General features: G+C 71.0%; 20 protein-coding genes. 1 reads left to right on the forward strand and 19 read right to left on the reverse strand.

Going from position 1 to position 17981, the window contains the following annotated elements:
• The coding region (locus tag VGD85_RS20035; protein WP_331065193.1) for an FAD-linked oxidase at positions 1 to 1070 on the forward strand (1070 nt) is incomplete at its 5' end.
• Between the two features lie 144 nt (positions 1071 to 1214).
• Here VGD85_RS20035 and VGD85_RS20040 read toward each other — a convergent pair.
• From VGD85_RS20040 to rho, 19 genes are all read right to left on the reverse strand, one after another.
• Positions 1215 to 1664, reverse strand: a complete 450-nt coding sequence (locus VGD85_RS20040) for a DUF2550 domain-containing protein (RefSeq protein ID WP_331065194.1) — start codon at positions 1662 to 1664, stop codon at positions 1215 to 1217.
• A gap of 81 nt (positions 1665 to 1745) precedes the next feature.
• Positions 1746 to 2135 carry a F0F1 ATP synthase subunit epsilon gene (locus tag VGD85_RS20045; protein ID WP_331065195.1) on the reverse strand — a complete coding sequence of 130 codons (390 nt, stop codon included), beginning with the start codon at positions 2133 to 2135 and terminating at the stop codon, positions 1746 to 1748.
• Positions 2135 to 3589, reverse strand: coding sequence for a F0F1 ATP synthase subunit beta (gene atpD, locus VGD85_RS20050; protein WP_331065196.1), 1455 nt, complete (start codon positions 3587 to 3589; stop codon positions 2135 to 2137). The genes VGD85_RS20045 and atpD overlap by 1 nt, the downstream gene beginning before the upstream one ends.
• 4 nt (positions 3590 to 3593) lie before the next feature.
• Positions 3594 to 4505 carry a F0F1 ATP synthase subunit gamma gene (locus tag VGD85_RS20055; RefSeq protein ID WP_331065197.1) on the reverse strand — a complete coding sequence of 304 codons (912 nt, stop codon included), beginning with the start codon at positions 4503 to 4505 and terminating at the stop codon, positions 3594 to 3596.
• Between the two features lie 3 nt (positions 4506 to 4508).
• Entirely contained in the window at positions 4509 to 6152 is a 1644-nt protein-coding gene (gene atpA / locus VGD85_RS20060) for a F0F1 ATP synthase subunit alpha (RefSeq protein ID WP_331065198.1), read from the reverse strand.
• A gap of 53 nt (positions 6153 to 6205) precedes the next feature.
• The gene (locus tag VGD85_RS20065) at positions 6206 to 7033 is read right to left on the reverse strand and encodes a F0F1 ATP synthase subunit delta (protein WP_331065199.1); all 828 of its coding nucleotides are present in this window, start codon (positions 7031 to 7033) and stop codon (positions 6206 to 6208) included.
• Entirely contained in the window at positions 7033 to 7602 is a 570-nt protein-coding gene (locus tag VGD85_RS20070) for a F0F1 ATP synthase subunit B (protein ID WP_414690841.1), read from the reverse strand. The genes VGD85_RS20065 and VGD85_RS20070 overlap by 1 nt, the downstream gene beginning before the upstream one ends.
• Positions 7603 to 7643: 41 nt before the next feature.
• Positions 7644 to 7829, reverse strand: coding sequence for an ATP synthase F0 subunit C (gene atpE, locus VGD85_RS20075; protein WP_216942337.1), 186 nt, complete (start codon positions 7827 to 7829; stop codon positions 7644 to 7646).
• Between the two features lie 98 nt (positions 7830 to 7927).
• A complete protein-coding gene (gene atpB / locus VGD85_RS20080; RefSeq protein WP_331065201.1) occupies positions 7928 to 8761 on the reverse strand; it encodes a F0F1 ATP synthase subunit A in 834 nt (277 codons plus the stop codon).
• Positions 8762 to 8771: 10 nt separating this feature from the next.
• Positions 8772 to 8933, reverse strand: a complete 162-nt coding sequence (locus VGD85_RS20085) for a hypothetical protein (RefSeq protein WP_331065202.1) — start codon at positions 8931 to 8933, stop codon at positions 8772 to 8774.
• A 105-nt stretch (positions 8934 to 9038) separates the two neighbouring features.
• Positions 9039 to 9512: a hypothetical protein gene (locus VGD85_RS20090; protein WP_331065203.1), complete on the reverse strand. Its 474-nt coding sequence runs from the start codon at positions 9510 to 9512 to the stop codon at positions 9039 to 9041.
• Between the two features lie 230 nt (positions 9513 to 9742).
• A complete protein-coding gene (locus VGD85_RS20095; protein ID WP_331065204.1) occupies positions 9743 to 10885 on the reverse strand; it encodes an MraY family glycosyltransferase in 1143 nt (380 codons plus the stop codon).
• Positions 10886 to 10889: 4 nt separating this feature from the next.
• Positions 10890 to 11564, reverse strand: coding sequence for an L-threonylcarbamoyladenylate synthase (locus VGD85_RS20100; protein WP_331065205.1), 675 nt, complete (start codon positions 11562 to 11564; stop codon positions 10890 to 10892).
• A gap of 18 nt (positions 11565 to 11582) precedes the next feature.
• Positions 11583 to 12419, reverse strand: coding sequence for a peptide chain release factor N(5)-glutamine methyltransferase (prmC, locus tag VGD85_RS20105; protein WP_331065206.1), 837 nt, complete (start codon positions 12417 to 12419; stop codon positions 11583 to 11585).
• The gene (gene prfA, locus VGD85_RS20110; protein ID WP_331065207.1) at positions 12416 to 13489 is read right to left on the reverse strand and encodes a peptide chain release factor 1; all 1074 of its coding nucleotides are present in this window, start codon (positions 13487 to 13489) and stop codon (positions 12416 to 12418) included. Before prfA ends, prmC begins: the two co-directional genes overlap by 4 nt.
• A 106-nt stretch (positions 13490 to 13595) precedes the next feature.
• Positions 13596 to 13820, reverse strand: coding sequence for a 50S ribosomal protein L31 (gene rpmE, locus VGD85_RS20115; protein ID WP_331065208.1), 225 nt, complete (start codon positions 13818 to 13820; stop codon positions 13596 to 13598).
• Between the two features lie 117 nt (positions 13821 to 13937).
• Positions 13938 to 15578 (reverse strand): sensor histidine kinase, encoded by a 1641-nt coding sequence (locus VGD85_RS20120; protein WP_331065209.1) that lies wholly within the window; start codon positions 15576 to 15578, stop codon positions 13938 to 13940.
• Positions 15579 to 15728: 150 nt separating this feature from the next.
• Positions 15729 to 16100 carry a response regulator transcription factor gene (locus tag VGD85_RS20125; protein ID WP_331065210.1) on the reverse strand — a complete coding sequence of 124 codons (372 nt, stop codon included), beginning with the start codon at positions 16098 to 16100 and terminating at the stop codon, positions 15729 to 15731.
• An 83-nt stretch (positions 16101 to 16183) separates the two neighbouring features.
• On the reverse strand, positions 16184 to 17981 hold a 1798-nt coding region (gene rho / locus VGD85_RS20130; protein WP_414690843.1), incomplete at its 5' end, for a transcription termination factor Rho.

A 17981-nucleotide genomic window follows, 5' to 3' on the forward strand; every position in this document is an offset into this window, starting at 1 on the left:
CGGCGACCAAGTGGGAGAAGGTCACGCCGGGCCTCTCCGACCACGGGCTCGCCGGCCTCCACGGCTCCTCTCCCGACGTCGGCATCGCCGGCTACTCGCTCGGCGGCGGCATCGGCTGGTACGCCCGCACGCTCGGCCTGGCCGCGAACAGCCTCACCGCGGTCGAGCTCGTCATCGGCGACGGCAGCCTGGTCCGGGCCGACGACACCACCAACCGCGAGCTGTTCTGGGCGATCCGCGGCGGTGGCGGCAGCTTCGGCGTGGTCACCGCGCTGGAGTTCAAGATGTACGACATCGAGACGGCGTACGCCGGCTTCCTCCTGTGGGACCTCCGCGACATCGAGCCGGTGCTGCGGGAGTGGGCCGCTTGGGCCCCGGGCGCCCCCGACGAGGTCACCACCGCCTTCCGCGCCATGCGGCTGCCGGAGATGCCGGACCTGCCGGAGTTCCTCCGCGGCCGCGAGCTGGTGGTGATCGACGGCGCCGTGCTGGGCTCCGACGACCGCGGCGAGGAGCTGCTGGCCGGTCTGCGCGCGCTGCAGCCCGAGGTGGACACGTTCGCCCGCGTCCCTGCGAAGTCGCTGGTGCGGTTGCACATGGATCCCGAGGGTGGCGCACCGTTCGCCTCGGACAGCGCGATGCTCGCGTCCTTCCCCGACGCCGCGATCGACGCCTTCCTTGCCGAGGCCGGCCCGGACGCCCGGACGACGCTGCTGATGGCCGAGCTCCGTCAGCTCGGCGGGGCGCTCGGACGCCCCCACGAGGGCGGCGGCGTGCTGAACCGGCTCGACGGCCAGTTCGCGACCTTCGCCGGCGGCATCGCGGCCACCCCGGAGATCGGCGCCCGGGCCCACGCCGACGCCGTGCGCCTCACCGAGGCGCTCGCGCCCTTCGGCAACGGCCGCGAGTACCTCAACTTCGCGGAGAACCCGGTGGACACCCGTGCGGCGTACGGCGCCGACGTGTGGACCCAGCTCACCGGCATCCGCAGCGCGGTGGACCCGCACGGCATCTTCGCCGCGAACCACCCCGTCCCCCGCCTCTACGAGAACGAAGCGCCCACTGCCTGATCCGCGCCGAGTCGGCGCCAGTTTCCGCCCAGAGAACCTCGAGTCGGCGCCAGTTTCCACCCAGAGCACCTCGAGTCGGCGCCAGTTTCCGGAAACTGGCGCCGACTCGGCGCAGGTGGAGGGGAAACTGGCGCCGACTCGGCGTCAACGGGGGGTGCGGGTCCAGTCGGTGCCGGGCGGGCCGGCCTCGAGCCAGGACTGGAAGCCCATGAGGGAGGCGGGCGACATCGCGAGCTCGACCACGCCGTCGGGGGTCGTGCAGGAGATCACCACGTGGTCGGGGTAGAGCGACATCTGCTCCACGCCCTCCGGCGTGCGCCGGCCGGTGAACACGAGCCGCGAGCGCAGCAGCACGCGCTTGGGGCGCGGCCAGAGCGAGAAGTAGCGGAACCACTCCAGTGACTCACCGGAGTAGCGACCGAGCCCGAGAAGCCAACCGCGTCCGGGATGTGAGTCCCGGACGCGGTAGCTGAGCTCGAAGGTGCCGCCGTTCCGCGAGAGCAGACGGCGGCGCAGGACGAGGCCGAGGCCGTAGAGCACGACGATGCCGAGCAGCACACCGGCTGCATCGAGCAGCCACTGCCATACCGGCATCCAGCCCCCTCCGTCCGACCGCGTGCACCCCCAGGGGTCCTCACCCTAGCGGGACGCGCAACACGGCCGGCGAGGGGTCGGTCAGGACGCCCGCTCGACCGCCCGGATCCGCGCCTCGGCGCGGCGCAGCCGGCGCTCCGCCTCGTCGTTGGCCCCGATCAGGCCGCGCGCCTCCTCCAGCTCGACGCGCGCCTCGTCGACGTCGATCTCCTCGGGCAGCAGCGCTCGCTGGGAGAGCACCGACACCCGGTCGTTGGCGACCGACAGGAAGCCCCCGTCGACCGCGGCGACGACCACCCCGCCGTCGGAGGTCGAGATCTCGACGACCGCGTCGGTGAGCAGCGAGAGCAGCGGCGCGTGACCGCGCAGCACACCGACGTCGCCCTCGGTGGTCCGCGCGATCACCATCTCCGCCTCACCGGACCACACGGTCCGGTCGGCGGCGACGAGCTCGACGTGGAGGTGCTCCATCAGAGGCTCTTCTGGATCTCGGCCCACTTCTGCTCGACGTCGTCCAGACCGCCGCACATGAAGAAGGCCTGCTCGGCCACGTGGTCGTACTCGCCGTCGGCGATCTTGTTGAACGCCTCGATGGTCTCCGACACGGGGACCGTCGAGCCCTCGATGCCGGTGAACTGCTTGGCCACGTAGGTGTTCTGCGACAGGAACCGCTGGATCCGGCGAGCGCGGGACACGATGATCTTGTCCTCTTCGGAGAGCTCGTCGACGCCGAGGATCGCGATGATGTCCTGCAGCTCCTTGTTACGCTGCAGGATCTGCTTGATCCGGATCGCGCAGTCGTAGTGCGCCTGCCCGATGTACTGCGGGTCGAGGATCCGCGAGGTCGAGGTCAGCGGGTCCACGGCCGGGTAGATGCCGAGCGAGGCGATCTCACGCGAGAGCTCGGTGGTCGCGTCGAGGTGGGCGAACGTGGTCGCCGGCGCCGGGTCGGTGTAGTCGTCGGCGGGCACGTAGATCGCCTGCATCGAGGTGATCGAGTGACCGCGCGTCGAGGTGATCCGCTCCTGCAGCGTGCCCATCTCGTCGGCCAGGTTGGGCTGGTAGCCCACAGCGGAGGGCATCCGACCCAGCAGGGTCGACACCTCCGAGCCGGCCTGGGTGAACCGGAAGATGTTGTCGATGAACAGCAGCACGTCCTGGCCCTGCACGTCGCGGAAGTACTCCGCCATCGTCAGCGCGGACAGCGCGACCCGCAGGCGGGTGCCCGGCGGCTCGTCCATCTGACCGAACACGAGGGCGGTCTGGCCGATGACGCCGGCCTCGTCCATCTCCACGATCAGGTCGTTGCCCTCACGGGTGCGCTCGCCGACACCGGCGAACACCGAGACACCACCGTGGTCCTTCGCGACGCGCGCGATCATCTCCTGGATGAGCACGGTCTTGCCGACGCCGGCGCCGCCGAACAGGCCGATCTTGCCGCCCTGGACGTACGGCGTGAGCAGGTCGATGACCTTGATGCCGGTCTCGAACATCTGGGTCTTGGACTCCAGCTGGTCGAACGCGGGCGCCTTGCGGTGGATGCCCCAGCGCTCCTTGACCTCGAAGGTCTCGCCCTCCTCGAGGTTGAGGACCTCGCCGAGGGTGTTGAAGACCTTGCCGAGGGTGGCGTCGCCGACGGGCACGGTGATCGGCCCGCCGGTGTCGGTCACCTGCGCACCGCGGACCAGTCCGTCGGTCGGCTGCAGCGAGATCGCGCGGATCATGCCGTCACCGATGTGCTGGGCCACCTCGAGCGAGAGGGTCTTGGCCTCGCCGGCGAGGGACAGCTCGCACTCGAGCTTGTTGTAGATGTCGGGCATCGAGTCCACCGGGAACTCGACGTCGACGACCGGGCCAATGACCCGGGCGATGCGACCGACGCCAGCGGAGCCGGTCTCCTGGGTCTCTTCGATCGTTGCAGTCATGTCTTCACTCACTCCCGGCTTGTGCGTCGGCGAGCGCGTTGACGCCTCCGACGATCTCGCTGATTTCCTGGGTAATGCCGGCCTGGCGGGCCTGGTTGGCGATCCGTGTGTACTTCTTGATGAGTTCGTCGGCGTTGTCGGTGGCCGACTTCATGGCCTTCTGGCGGGCGGCGAGCTCGGAGGCCGCTGCCTGCAGGAAGGCGAAGAAGATCCGGCTCTCGACGTACTGCGGCAGCAGGCTGTCGAGCACCGCCTCGGCCGAGGGCTCGAACTCGTAGAGCGGCAGCATCTCGTCACCGGCCGGCCGCTCCTCGCCCTCGACGACCTCCAGCGGCAGCAGTCGCACCGCGGTCGGCTCCTGCACGAGCATGGAGCGGAACCGCGTGTAGACCACGTGCACCTCGTCCACGGCGTGCTCGCCGTCCTCGTCGAGGAACGCGTCGATCAGCGTGCTGCCGACCTCGAGCGCCGCCTCGTACGACGGCTGGTCGGAGAACCCGGTCCACGACCGGACCACGGGCCGGTTGCGGAACCGGTGGTAGGCCTCGCCCTTGCGGCCGCAGAGGTAGACGTCGATGTCCTTCCCCTCGCCACGCAGCTTCTCGGCCAGCCGCTCGGCCTCCTTGAGCACGCTCGAGGAGTACGCGCCGGCGAGGCCCCGGTCGCTGGTCACGATGAGCATCGCGACCCGCTGCGGGTTCTCCGGCTCGCGGGTGAGGGGGTGGTCGACGTTGGAGTACGTCGCCACGGCCGAGACCGCCCGGGTCAGCTCACGCGCATACGGCGCAGCGGACTGGGCCCGCTGCTGCGCCTTGATGATGCGAGACGCAGCGATGAGCTCCATGGCGCGCGTGATCTTCTTCATCGACTCCGTCGACCTGATCCGCGCGCGGTACTCGCGCAGCGATACGGCCATGCTCTACGACCTCTTCTGCTTGACGATCTGCTCCTGCTCGACGTCCTCGTCGGCCAGCGCCGCGGCCTCGGGCTCGTGCCCGACCTTGATCGAGCCACCCTCGGAGGTCTCGAACTGGCCGAGGAAGGAGTCGTAGGCGTCCACGAGCGAGGACTCGGTGTCGTCCTCGAACTTCTGCGTCTCGCGGATCGTCGAGAGGATCCCGTCGTGCGAGCGGCGCAGGAAGTCGAGGAACTCACGCTCGAAGCGCAGCACGTCCTCGGTCGGGACCTTGTCGAGCCGGCCGCTGGTGCCGAGCCACAGGGAGACGGTCATCTCCTCGAGCGGGTACGGCGAGTACGCCGGCTGCTTGAGCAGCGCCATCAGGCGCTGGCCGCGGTCGAGCTGCTGACGCGAGGCGGCGTCGAGGTCCGAGGCGAACATCGCGAACGCCTCCATCGCGCGGAACTGCGCGAGGTCGACCTTGAGCGAGCCGGTGACGGCCTTCATCGCCTTGGTCATCGCCGAGCCACCCACGCGCGACACCGACACACCGACGTCGATCGCCGGGCGCTGGTTGGATGCGAACAGGTCCGACTGGAGGAAGATCTGGCCGTCGGTGATCGAGATGACGTTGGTCGGGATGTACGCCGACACGTCGTTGGCCTTGGTCTCGATGATCGGCAGGCCGGTCATCGATCCGGCGCCCATGTCGTCGGACAGCTTGGCGCAGCGCTCCAGCAGCCGGCTGTGCAGGTAGAACACGTCGCCGGGGTAGGCCTCGCGGCCCGGCGGGCGGCGCAGCAGCAGCGACACGGCGCGGTAGGCCTCGGCCTGCTTGGTGAGGTCGTCGAAGATGATCAGGACGTGCTTGCCGTCGTACATCCAGTGCTGGCCGATGGCCGAGCCGGTGTAGGGGGCGAGGTACTTGAAGCCCGCGCTGTCGGACGCCGGGGACGCCACGATCGTGGTGTACTCGAGCGCGCCGGCCTCCTCGAGCGCGCCGCGCACCGAGGCGATCGTCGAGCCCTTCTGACCGATGGCGACGTAGATGCAGCGCACCTGCTTCGACGGGTCGCCGGAGTCCCAGTTCTGCTTCTGGTTGATGATCGTGTCGATGGCGATCGTGGTCTTGCCGGTGGCGCGGTCGCCGATGATCAGCTGGCGCTGGCCGCGGCCGATCGGGGTCATCGAGTCGATCGCCTTGATGCCCGTCGCGAGCGGCTCGTGGACCGACTTGCGCTGCATCACCGTCGGCGCCTGGAGCTCGAGGGCACGACGGGTGTCGGACTCGATCTCGCCGAGGCCGTCGATCGGCTTGCCGAGCGGGTCGACCACGCGGCCCAGGAAGTTGTCGCCCACGGGCACCGAGAGGATCTCGCCGGTACGCCGGACGGTCTGGCCCTCCTCGATGTTCTCGAAGTCACCGAGGATGACGACACCGATCTCGCGGGTGTCGAGGTTGAGCGCGAGGCCCATGGTGCCGTCCTCGAACTCCAGCAGCTCGTTGGCCATCGCCGAGGGAAGGCCGCTGACGCGGGCGATGCCGTCGCCGGCCTGCGCGACGGTGCCGACCTCCTCCTTGCTGGCGGCGTCGGGCTGGTAGTCGGAGACGAACCGCTGCAGCGCGTCGCGGATCTCGTCGGGCCGGATCGAAAGCTCCGTCATGTCTGTGTCCCTACTCTCCTGGGCTCTCGTGTGTGGTCTGGTGCTGACCGGCCTCAGCCGGCCAGTCTCCGTCGTGCGTCGTCCAGGCGGGACACGACGGTGCCGTCGATGACGTCGTCGCCGATCTCGACCCGCATGCCGCCCAGCAGGCTCGGGTCCACCTCGATGTTGAGGTGCACCGGCCGGGCGTACTGGGTGCTCAGTGCCTGCTCGAGGCGGCTGCGCTCCGCCTCGGTGAGCTCACGGGCGACGCGGACGAGCGCGACCCCTTCGCCCTGGGTCGCCGCGGCGACCTTCTGGTACTCCGTGATCGCGGCGTGGAACGAGCGGAACGACCCGGCGAGGGCCTGCTCGACCAGCGTGACCGTCGCGGGCAGCGCCCGCTCCGCGAGCAGCCGCCGCAGCAGCTGCCGCTTGTCCTCGCCCGACCGGACCGGGTCCGAGAGCGCGATCCGTAGGTCGGCGTTCTCCTCGACGACCTGGGCGACGACGAAGAGCTCGTCGGCGAGTCGCACGGACTCGCGACGACCCGCTGAGCGCACCGCGGCGACGACGCCGAGGTGCTCGATCGTGTCGGCCAGGTCGCGGGCGGCGACCCAGCGCATCCCGACGGCCTGCGCGAGCAGGTCCACCGCGGGCTGCCCGAGCTTGCCGTCGAGCAGGGCGTGCACCAGCGAGGCCTTCGCCTCGGCAGGCGTCGACACGTCGGTCACCGCCCGCCGCAATGCCGGCTCCGAGCGCAGCAGTGCGGCCGCCCGGAAGAGGTCGTCGGCGAGGGCCGCGAACTCCTCGAGCGTGTAGCGGTCGCCGTCGACCTGCTCGCCGAGGACCTGGAGGGCCTCGGCGGACGAGCCGCGCAGCGAGCTGAGCTGCTGGACCATCAGCTCGCCCCGCCACCCGTGGCCTGGGCCGCCTCGATGGTCTCGAGGTCGGCGAGGAACCGCTCGACGACGCGAGCGGAGCGCTCGTCGTCCTCGAGGCTCTCCCCGACGATCCGGCCGGCGAGGCTGGTCGCCAGGGCGCCGACCTCGGCTCGCAGCGAGGTGACCGCCTGCTGGCGCTCGGCCTCGATCTGCGTCTTGCCGTGCTCGACGATCCGCGCGGCGTCGGCCTGGGCCTGCTCACGCATCTCGGCGATGATCTGCGCACCCTGCTCGCGAGCCTCCTCGCGGATCCGGGCCGCCTCGTGCCGGGCCTCGGCGAGCTGCTGCTCGAGGTCGGCGAGCTTGGCATCGGCCTCGGCCTGCTTGGTCTCGGCCGCGGCCAGGCCGCCCTCGATCGCCTGGGTGCGCTCGGTGTAGATCTGCTCGAACCTCGGCGTCACGAACTTCTGGACGGCGAAGAGCAGCAGGCCGAACACCACGAGCGAGAGGACGATCTCGATCGCGTGCGGGAGGAGCGGGTTGAGCTCCTCGGCCTTCGCCAACGGTGCGGCGAGCAGTGCTTGCATGGCGGGTCCTTCCGGTCCTACGTCGGTCGCGGTCGGACCGGTCAGAGAACGAACGCGAGGGCGATACCGATGATCGCGAGCGCCTCGGCGAGCGCGAAGCCCAGGATCGCGATCGACTGCAGCCGGCTCTGGGCCTCGGGCTGGCGCGCGACACCGTTGATGTACGCGGCGAAGATCAGGCCGATACCCACACCGGGGCCGATGGCCGCCAGGCCGTAGCCGATCATGTTCAGGTTGCCGTCCACGGCGATTTCCTTTCGGTTGTTCCTACTTCAGGTGGGGAAACTCAGGGGTGGAGCTCAGGAGTGGAGATCAGAGGTCGAGATCAGTGCTCGTCCGCGAGCGCGCCGGAGATGTACATGGCGTTCAGCAGGACGAACACGTAGGCCTGCAGGAACTGGATCAGCATCTCCAGGAACGCCACCGCGATGAACAGCACCCAGGCGAGGATGCCGACCGGCGCGTACTGGATCGCCATCTCGGTGATGATGTACTCGCCGCCCAGCGCGAACAGGATCAGCAGCAGGTGACCGGCGAACATGTTGGCGAACAGACGGAGGGCCAGCGTGACCGGCCGGACCAGGATGTTCGACATGAACTCGAGCGGGATCAGCAGCAGCAGCATCGGGCCGCGGATGCCGGCCGGCACGCACTGGAGCTTGAAGTAGCCCACCACGCCGTGGCGGCGCATGCCGGCGATGTTGTAGATGAACCAGCTCATCAGCGCCAGGCCGTAGACCATGCCCGAGCGCGAGAACGTCGGGAACTGGATGAACGGGATCGACGCGAAGAGGTTGTTGAGCAGGATGAAGAAGAACAGCGTGAAGAGGTAGGGCACGTACCGGGCGAAGTCGTGGGCGCCGATGATGTCGCGACCCAGCGAGTTGCGGACGAAGCCGTAGCCCGACTCGCCGATGAACTGCAGCCGGCTCGGCACCATCGACTGCTTGCGCGCCGCGGCGTAGAAGAACGCGAACACCAAGATGCCGGCGAGCACGACCTGCAGCATCGGCTTGGTGACTCCGAGCACGAACGTCTGCCCGAACATCTCGAAGGTGTCGTGACCGCCACCGATCGCGGGGAGGTCGAAGTCGTGGGGTCCGGGCGGGGTGAACCCGTCTCCTTCGGAGGTGCGCACCACGGAGGCTGCGAAGGTCACCGGTTCTCCTCTACGTTTCGTGCTCGTGTGGCTGCGCGCGGTTGAACCGGGCGAAGGTCAGGTAGATGCCGAGTCCCGCGCCGAGCAGGATCCCCACCGCGACCAGGAACTGCGTGCCGAGCCAGCGGTCGGCCAGCCAGCCCAGGAAGCCGTACAGCGCGACCCCGGACACGATGTACCCGAAGGCGTGCCAGGGATCTCCCGACGGTTGTTCCTGAGTCCCAGGCGGCGGATCCTGTTGACTCATTGCGACCCGGACGATAGCAGCAGCGCGCGGTCATCGTTCACCCGCCCGTGCGGTCGTGGGACGCGGAGCGGCCGGACCCAGGTCGTACGCCGGGATCCGCTGCCGCGTCGCGAGCGCGACCTGCAGCACCACCCAGCCGGCGGTGCCGGCGATCACCGCGCCGGCCAGCCAGCCCCGGTCCGCGGTCTGGTCCAGGACCCCCGAGCGCGAGATCGCGACGAAGGCCAGGCCCATCGCGAGCACCTGGAGGGTGTAGGTCAGCAGCGCGACGAGCAGGGCGGCCGCCGGCATCACGCGGGCCACCTCGTCGACGGCGAACGAGCCGCCCGCGAAGACCAGGACCACGAGCGCCGTGCCGATCAGGGCTCCGACGGCGGCCGACGACCCGGCGACGAGCGCCCCGACGCCGGCGCTGGTGAGCCCGACGGCGAGCGAGCCGCCGGTCGCCACGAGGAGCACACGTGGCCCCTGGTGGTGGGTGACCTGGTTCGTCTCGGTCGTCATGGGTGGCGGCCGTCCTGGGAGGCGAATGTCGGGGCCGTCGCGAGCGGGTCGGCGACGCTTGTGAAAGTTAACACAAGGTCCCGGACGGCTGAAAACGGAACGATCCAAAGGCGCTGGCCTCGCGAAGGATCGAGGCTAGCGACGCGTGTCCAAAGTTCCTACGCGCTTCGCGCGGGCCAGGGCACGCGCCCTGACCACGCCAAGCATCCAGGAACTTCCGACACGCGACACTACGCAGCGGCGTCCGGCAGGGGATGGTGCCGGCGCAGCTTGGGCAGCACGAACGTCACGCCGAGGGTGAGCACGGCCATCGCCGAGACCGACACCCACATCCACGCCTCGGTGCTGTAGAGGCTGATCAGCACGGTGCCGAAGGCCACGAGCGCGGCCCACATCCACATGATCAGCACGGCCCGGCGGTGCGAGTGGCCGATCTCGAGGAGCCGGTGGTGCAGGTGCTGCTTGTCCGGGGCGAAGGGCGAGCGGCCCGCCCGGGTGCGGCGTACGACGGCGAGCACGAGGTCCACGATCGGCACGACCAGCAGCGAGACCGGCAGCAGCAGCGGCAGCAGGGTCGGCACGAAGCTCGCCCGCGACCCGGCGGCGCCGGCACTGATCTGCTCGGGGTCGAACTGGCCCGTCAGCGTGACCGCGCTGGCCGAGAGCACCAGGCCGAGCAGCATCGAGCCGCTGTCGCCCATGAACAGCCGGGCCGGGTGGAAGTTGTGCGGCAGGAACCCCGCGCACGCACCGGCCAGCGAGGCGCTGAGCAGCGCACCGGTCGTCGCCAGCGTGACGTTGTTGATGTTGGCCAGCTGGTAGCAGTAGACGAAGAACGCCAGCGCGCCCATGCCGACCACGCCCGTGGCGAGGCCGTCGAGGCCGTCGACGAAGTTCACCGCGTTGACGGTCGCGACCACGATGAACCCGGTGAGCAGTGCGCCCTGCGCCGGGTCGATGCTGACCTGCACGCCCTCGCCGCCGGGGAAGAAGATGTACTGGATGCCGAAGGCGATCAGGAAGCCCGCGGCGAGCACCTGGCCCCCGAGCTTGGTCAGCGCGTCGAGCTCGAAGAGGTCGTCGAGGACGCCGACCGCACAGATCAGGGCTCCGGCGATGAGCACGATCCCCGCGTCGCGGAAGACGAACGGTCCGCTCTGGGAGAGGAACGGCAGCTGCCGGGCCACCAGGTAGGCCGCCACGAGTCCCCCGAGCATCGCCAGTCCGCCGAGGTAGGGGATCGGCACGGCGTGCACGTCGCGGTCGCGGACCTTCGCCACCGCGCCGGTGCGCAGCGCGATCTCCCGGGCGATGACCGTGAGGAGGTACGTCGTCGCCGCGGCGACGAGGAAGACCAGGAGGTACTCCCGCACGGCCTCAGCCCTCGTCGGTGAGCGTCGCGCCCAACGGCTCCAGCACCTCGTTGAGCTGCTCGAGCGAGAGCGCTCCGCGGCGCAGCACACGTCCTTGCGGTCCGGTGGCGTCGATGATCGTGGACGCCTCGGCGCCGGGGACGCTGTCCTGCCCGACCGGTCCGGCGTCGACGACGACGGCGACGTCGTCGCCGAGCATCTCCTCGGCCTGGTCCGCGTCGGTGGCGGCCGGCATGCCGGTCTTGTTGGCCGAGCTCACCGCGAGCGGCCCGGTCCGCTCGAGGATCTCGCGCGCGACGTCGTGATCGGGCATCCGGACCGCGACGGTGCCGCGGGTGTCACCGAGGTCCCACTGCAGGGAGGACTGCTGGTGGCACACCAACGTGAGCGGACCCGGCCAGAACGCCTCGACGAGGGCCCGTGCGTAGCCGGGCACGCGCACGGCCAGGGCATCGAGCGTGGTGGCGGCGCTGATCAGCACCGGCGGCGGCATCTCGCGTCCGCGGCCCTTGGCCGCGAGCAGACCGCGGACCGCCGCGGGGTCGAAGGCGTCGGCGCCGATGCCGTAGACGGTGTCGGTGGGCAGCACGATGAGCTCGCCGCGCTGGACGGCGAGGCTGGCCGCCTCGATGGCGGCCTCGCGCTCCTCGTCGGTGCCGGTCGGGTAGCGCTCGCTCACTGCTCGGGCCTCACGGGGTCATCGTGCCAGCCGCGCGGTCGTGAAGCGCGCGCGGCCCGCCAGGTCGGCATGGTCTCGTACGTCGGTCCACCGGCCGGTCGCCGCGAAGACCGCGGGCGCCGACTCGCCCTGCACGTCGGCATGCTCGAAGCCGACCACTCCCCCGGGACGCAACAGCTCGGCGGCACGCCGCTCGAGCACCCGGATCGCGTCGAGGCCGTCGGCGCCCGAGAACAGGGCGAGGTGCGGGTCGTGGTCGCGGGCCTCGGGAGCCACCGACTCCCACGCCTCGAGCGGGACGTACGGCGGGTTGCACGCGATCACGTCCACGGTGCCGACCAGGTCGTCGAACGCCGTCGCGAAGTCGCCGTGTCGCAGGTCGACCCCCGTGCCGGCGAGGTTGCGCTCGGCCCAGGCGAGCGCGTCCTCACTTAGCTCGACGGCGTGCACGTCGGCGCCGGGCACCTCGTCCTTGACGGCCTTGGCGATCGCGCCCGACCCGGTGCACAGGTCGACGACGACACTCCCGTCGCCGGCCCGGTCGATCGCCCACCCCGCGAGCAGCTCGGTCTCGGGACGGGGCGTGAAGACCCCCGGCCCGACGGCCAGCTCGACATGGCGGAAGTGCGCGACCCCCGTCAGGTGCTGGAGCGGCTCCCGGGCCGCGCGTCGAGCCAGCAGGGCGGCGTACGCGTCGACGGCCGACGGCGCGACCTCCTCGACGAGCACGAGCTGCCCGCGCGTGGTGCCCAGGACGTGGGCGAGCAGCTCGGCGGCATCGTGCTCGGGGCTCGCGACCCCGGCCCGGTGCAGGTGCGCCGCAGCCTCGCGGAGGAGCTCGCGGCGGGTCCTCACTGCTCGAGAGCCTCGAGGCGGGCGGCCAGGTCGGCCTCCACGCAGGAGTCGAGCACCGGCTGCAGGTCACCGTCGAGCACCTGGTCGAGGTTGTAGGACTTGTAGCCCGTGCGGTGGTCGGAGATCCGGTTCTCCGGGAAGTTGTAGGTGCGGATCCGCTCCGAACGGTCGACGGTGCGGACCTGGCTGCGGCGTGCCTCCCCGGCCTCGGCGTCCGCCTTCTCCTGGGCCGCCGCCAGCAGCCGCGCGCGCAGGATCCGCATGGCCTGCTCCCGGTTCTGCAGCTGGCTCTTCTCGTTCTGGCAGCTCACGACGATGCCCGTCGGCAGGTGGGTGATCCGGACCGCGGAGTCCGTGGTGTTCACGCTCTGCCCGCCGGGGCCGCTGCTGCGGAAGACGTCGATGCGCAGGTCGTTCTCGTCGATCTGGACGTCGACCTGCTCGGCCTCGGGCATCACGAGGACGCCGGCGGCGCTCGTGTGGACCCGGCCCTGGGACTCGGTGACCGGCACCCGCTGCACGCGGTGGACGCCGCCCTCGAACTTGAGCAGCGCGTACGGCGCCTCGCCGGGTTCGGGCGTCCCCTTGGCCTTGACCGCCACCGTGACGGACTTGTACCCGCCGAGGTCGGACTCGGCGGCGTCGAGGACCTCGACCTTCCACCCGCGTGCCTCGGCGTAGCGGGTGTACATCCGCAGCAGGTCGCCGGCGAACAGCGCCGACTCCTCCCCGCCCTCGCCCGACTTCAGCTCGAGGATCGCGTCCTTGTCGTCGGCGGGATCGCGGGGCACCAGCAGCCGGCGCAGCCGCTCCTCGGCCTCGTGCCGGCGCGCGGTGAGGGCCTCCGCCTCCTCGGCGAAGGCGGGGTCCTCGCGGGCCAGCTCGCCGGCGGCCTCGACGTCGTCGGCCAGCTGCTGCAGCTCGCGATAGGCGCCGATGATCGAGGACAGCGCGGCGTAGCGCTGGTTGAGCTGCTTGGCGAGCCGGGCGTCGGCGTGCGTCTCGGGCTCACCGAGCCGCTCCTCGATCTCCGCGTGCTCGGCGAGCATCCCTTCGACGGCCTCGAACATCACGTTCCTTCGGGTGGTGAGACCCTCGGGGCCACGGCTGTGGTCCCGAGACGACACAGGCGCCGGCCGCCCGCGCGTGAGCGCGGCGACCGGCGCCTGGGGGTTGCTACTTGTTGGCCTGAGCGGCCTTCTTGGCGTAGCGGGCCTCGAAGCGGGCGACGCGGCCGCCGGTGTCGAGGATCTTCTGCTTGCCGGTGTAGAACGGGTGGCACTGCGAGCACACGTCGGCGTGGATCGTGCCGGAGGTCGCGGTGCTGCGGGTGGTGAACGACGCGCCACAGGTGCAGGTCACCTGGGTCTCGACGTACGCCGGGTGGATGTCCTTCTTCATGGTGTCCTCTCCTCAGCCGCCGGGTCGCCTCTCCCTGCGAGAGACGTGAACCGGAGCCAGCACACGATTGTGTCACGGGCTCGAACACCGTGGTAATCCGCGATGTTCCCGGGCCGCCTACCCCCGGCGCGGGAACGCCGGCACGATCCGTGGTGTCGACGGGTCCCCGTCGGTGCCGGCGAGCTCGGCCTCCGGCGTCAGCGCGACCGCTGCCACCGCCTCCTCCTCGGCCACGATCTCGTGTGGCATCGGCGGCGGAGCCCCCTCGCCGGAGAGCGCCAGCCGGACCGCCACCGTGGTGCCCTCCCCCTCGCGCGACTCGATGACGAGGTCCCCCGAGTGCCGGTCGACGATCGTCTGCGTGATCCGCAGCCCCAGGCCGGTGCCGGCGATCTCGTTGGTCACGGCGTTCGACGCCCGGAAGAACCGGGTGCCGAGCCGGTCGATCTCCGCGGCGGGGATGCCGATGCCGTGGTCGGTCACACCGACCTCGACCTCGCGGCCGGCCACCCGGAGGACGACCTCGACGGTGCCCTCGTCGTGGCTGAACTTCACCGCGTTCGTGAGCACGTTGAGCAGCGCCCGGTGCAGCATGGCGCGGTCGGCGAGCACGGGGACGACGTCCTCCGGCGTGACGACCGCCAACCGGATCCCGCGGCGCGCGGCGGTGATGCGGACGTCGGTGACGACCTCGCGGAGCAGCAGGCCCAGGTCGACCGGCTCCATGACGCTGCTGCGGCCCTCGGCCCGCGACAGCGCCAGCAGGTCGTCGATCAGCGCCTTGAGCCGGTCGACGTTGCGCCGGGTCGCCTCGAGCATCCGCTCGTGGCGCGGCTCCATGCGGTCCTCGAACTCCTCGGCGACCAGCTCGAGGTAGCCGCTGATCGTCGTCAACGGCGTGCGCAGCTCGTGGGAGACGTTCGAGACGAAGTCGTCGCGCGCCGTGTCGAGGCTGCGCAGCTCGTTCTGGATCCTGCCCTCGACGGCCTGCGCGCGGCGCTGGCCGTCCGCGAACGCGTTGAGCGCCGCGGCGACCGCGCGCACCTCCTTGGGCCCCGCCTCCGGCGCCCGCACGTCGCCGTCCTGCTTCGCCATGCGATGCACGGCGCGTTCGAGCTCCAGCAACGGCTCGGTCAGGTCGGTGGTGAGGCGTCGCCGGGCGCGGGAGACGACGTACCACGACGCGAGCGCGAGCAGGAGGACGACGAGCACGGTGCCCTTGAGGCGCACCGACGCATCGCTGCGGGCCGTGCGCACCCGGCTGTCGAAGGCCTGGGCGGTCTCCTGGTGGGCGGCCCGGACCGCGTCGAACGCGGCGGCGCCGCCACGCAGCTGAGGCCCCTCGGGAGCCACGCCACCGGCTGCCGACATCCGGGGCTGGGCGTACTTCTCGATCCAGACGGTGGCGGCCCGCTCCTGCCGGGTCACCAGCATCTCGAGCTCGTTGTCGCCGGCGGCGAACCGGGCGACCTTCCGCTGGTCCGCGGGGAACCGGGCGAGGGCCTGACCGAACCGGTCCACGGCGGCCTGCTGCCCGCCGGCCGACCACGCCTCCACCGCGGCCGACATGTCGGTGAGGTCCTGGAAGAGGTCCTGGTTCGCGGCCGCCGCCGGCTGGAGGTCCTCGGTGAGGCGGTTCACGGCGGTCGTGGAGAGCAGGACGCCGGCGACCGCGATCACCGCCATCAGCACCGCCATCGCCGCCACCCGGACGATCAGCGGCTGGACCAGCCGTGCGACCGGACGCCCCTGGCTCATGCGCGTACTCGCTCGCTGCGCTCGCTCATGGCTCGACGACACCCCCCGCGCGCCTGTCCGGACGCGCCCGCTCCCCGGGGTGCCCCCGCACCCTCCACCGCGAGCGTAGCGCCGCGGCCGCTCCTGTGGACGGCTTTGGAGCAGCCTGGATCAGACCGAGCGGGTGAGCAGAGCCTGAACGCGGGAGGCCAGCTCGCGCGGGCTGAACGGCTTGGTGATGTAGTCGTCGGCGCCGGAGTCGAAGCCGGTCTCGACATCGGACTCCTGTGCCCGTGCCGTCAGCAGGATCACCGGCAGGTCGGCGAGTGCGGGGTCGGCGCGGATCGCCCGGATCGCGTCGAGGCCGGAGACGCCGGGCATCATCACGTCGAGCACCGCAAGGTCGGGACGCTCCGCGCGACACGCGTCGATGGCGGCCGCGCCGTCCGACACGGCGACGACGTCGTGACCGAGCGTCGACAGCTTGAACTCGACGAGCTCGCGGATGTCGACGTCGTCGTCCGCAACCAGGATCCGAGCCACTCAGGTCCCCTTCCTCGGGCAGGTGCGTGGGCAGCCTATCCGCCAGCGCGCGCGGTGGCAGCCTAAAGGCACGGCTGGACCGGTCAGTCCTCGCGTCCGCCGATCGCGGTCGGCGTCGTCTGCTGGACCTGCCGGAGGAACTCGATGTTGGTCTGCGACTTCCTCAACCGCTCCAACAGCAGCTCGAGAGCCTGCTGCCCGTCCAGCCCGGAGAGCACCCGGCGCAGCTTCCAGACGATCGCCAGCTCCTCCTTGCTCATCAGGAGCTCCTCGCGACGCGTGCCCGACTGGACCGCGTCGATCGCCGGGAACAGGCGCTTGTCCGCGAGGTCGCGACGCAGCCGGATCTCCATGTTCCCGGTGCCCTTGAACTCCTCGAAGATGACCTCGTCCATCTTCGAGCCGCTCTCGATCAGCGCGGTCGCGAGGATGGTCAGCGAGCCGCCGTTCTCGATGTTGCGGGCCGCGCCGAAGAACTTCTTCGGCGGGTACAACGCCGCGGAGTCGACGCCGCCGGAGAGGATCCGACCGCTCGCGGGCGCGGACAGGTTGTAGGCCCGCCCGAGGCGGGTGATGCCGTCGAGGAGCACGACGACGTCGTGCCCGAGCTCCACCAGCCGCTTGGCGCGCTCGATGGCGAGCTCGGCGACCATCGTGTGGTCGGCCGGCGGGCGGTCGAAGGTCGAGGAGATCACCTCGCCCTTGACCGAGCGCTCGAAGTCGGTGACCTCCTCGGGACGCTCGTCGACCAGCACCACCATCAGGTGGCCCTCGGGGTTGTTGGTGGTGATCGAGTTCGCGATCGCCTGCATGATCATCGTCTTGCCGGCCTTGGCCGGCGACACGATGAGGCCGCGCTGGCCCTTGCCGATCGGCGCGGCGATGTCGATGACCCGGCCGATCAGGTTGTCCGGGCCGGTCTCGAGGCGGAGCCGCTCCGAGGGGTAGAGCGGGGTCAGCTTGCCGAAGTCGACCCGGTTGCGAGCCAGCTCGGGGTCGGCGCCGTTGATGCTGTCGATGCGCACCAGCGGGTTGAACTTCTCCTTGCGCTCGCCCTCGCGGGGCTGGCGCACCTGGCCGATGATCGCGTCGCCGCGACGCAGGCCGTACTTGCGCACCATCGACAAGGAGACGTAGACGTCGTCGGGGCCGGGCAGGTAGCCGGTGGTCCGGACGAACGCGTAGTTGTCGAGGACGTCGAGGATGCCGGCCGCCGGCACGAGGACGTCGTCCTCGAGGACCGTGGTGTCGGGCTCGTTGCGCCCGGTACGCGTCGTGCGGTCGCCCCGCTCCCGGTCGCGGCCCCGGCGACGGCGGTTGCGGCGGCTGCTGTCGTCCCGGCCGTCGTCCCGGTTCTGCTGGCCGCCCTGGTCCCGGTTCTGCTGGCCGCCCTGGTCGCGGCTCTGCTGGTCGCGGTTCTGCTGCTCGCGGTTCTGCTGGTCGCGGTTGTCGCGCCCCTGGTCGGCCCTCTGCTGGCCACCCTGCTCGCGGTTCTGCTCGCGGTTCTGGTCGCGGTCACCGCGCGGGTGGTCCTCGTGGTCCGCACCGCGGTCCTCACCGCCACCCTGGCGGCCACCGGCGCGACCCTGGCTTCGGTCCGCGGAGGAACGGCCCTCGGCGGCGGGACGGTCGCCGGCGGCGGGACGGTCGCCGGCGGACTGCTTCGGTCCCCCGCCCTGGCCACCCGCCTGCCCGGCGCCGGACTGGCCACCGGACTGACCACCGGACTGGGCGGCCTTGATCGCCTCGATGAGCTGGCTCTTGCGCATGCCCCCGGCGCCCTTGATGCCGAGCCCGCCGGCCATCTGCTTCAACTCGGGCAGCAGCATCCCGTTCAGCCCCCCGGCGCGCTTCTTGGCAGGCGCGTTCTCGGCGGGGGTG

The organism is Nocardioides sp. (assembly GCF_036401255.1).
GTDB lineage: Bacteria > Actinomycetota > Actinomycetes > Propionibacteriales > Nocardioidaceae > Nocardioides.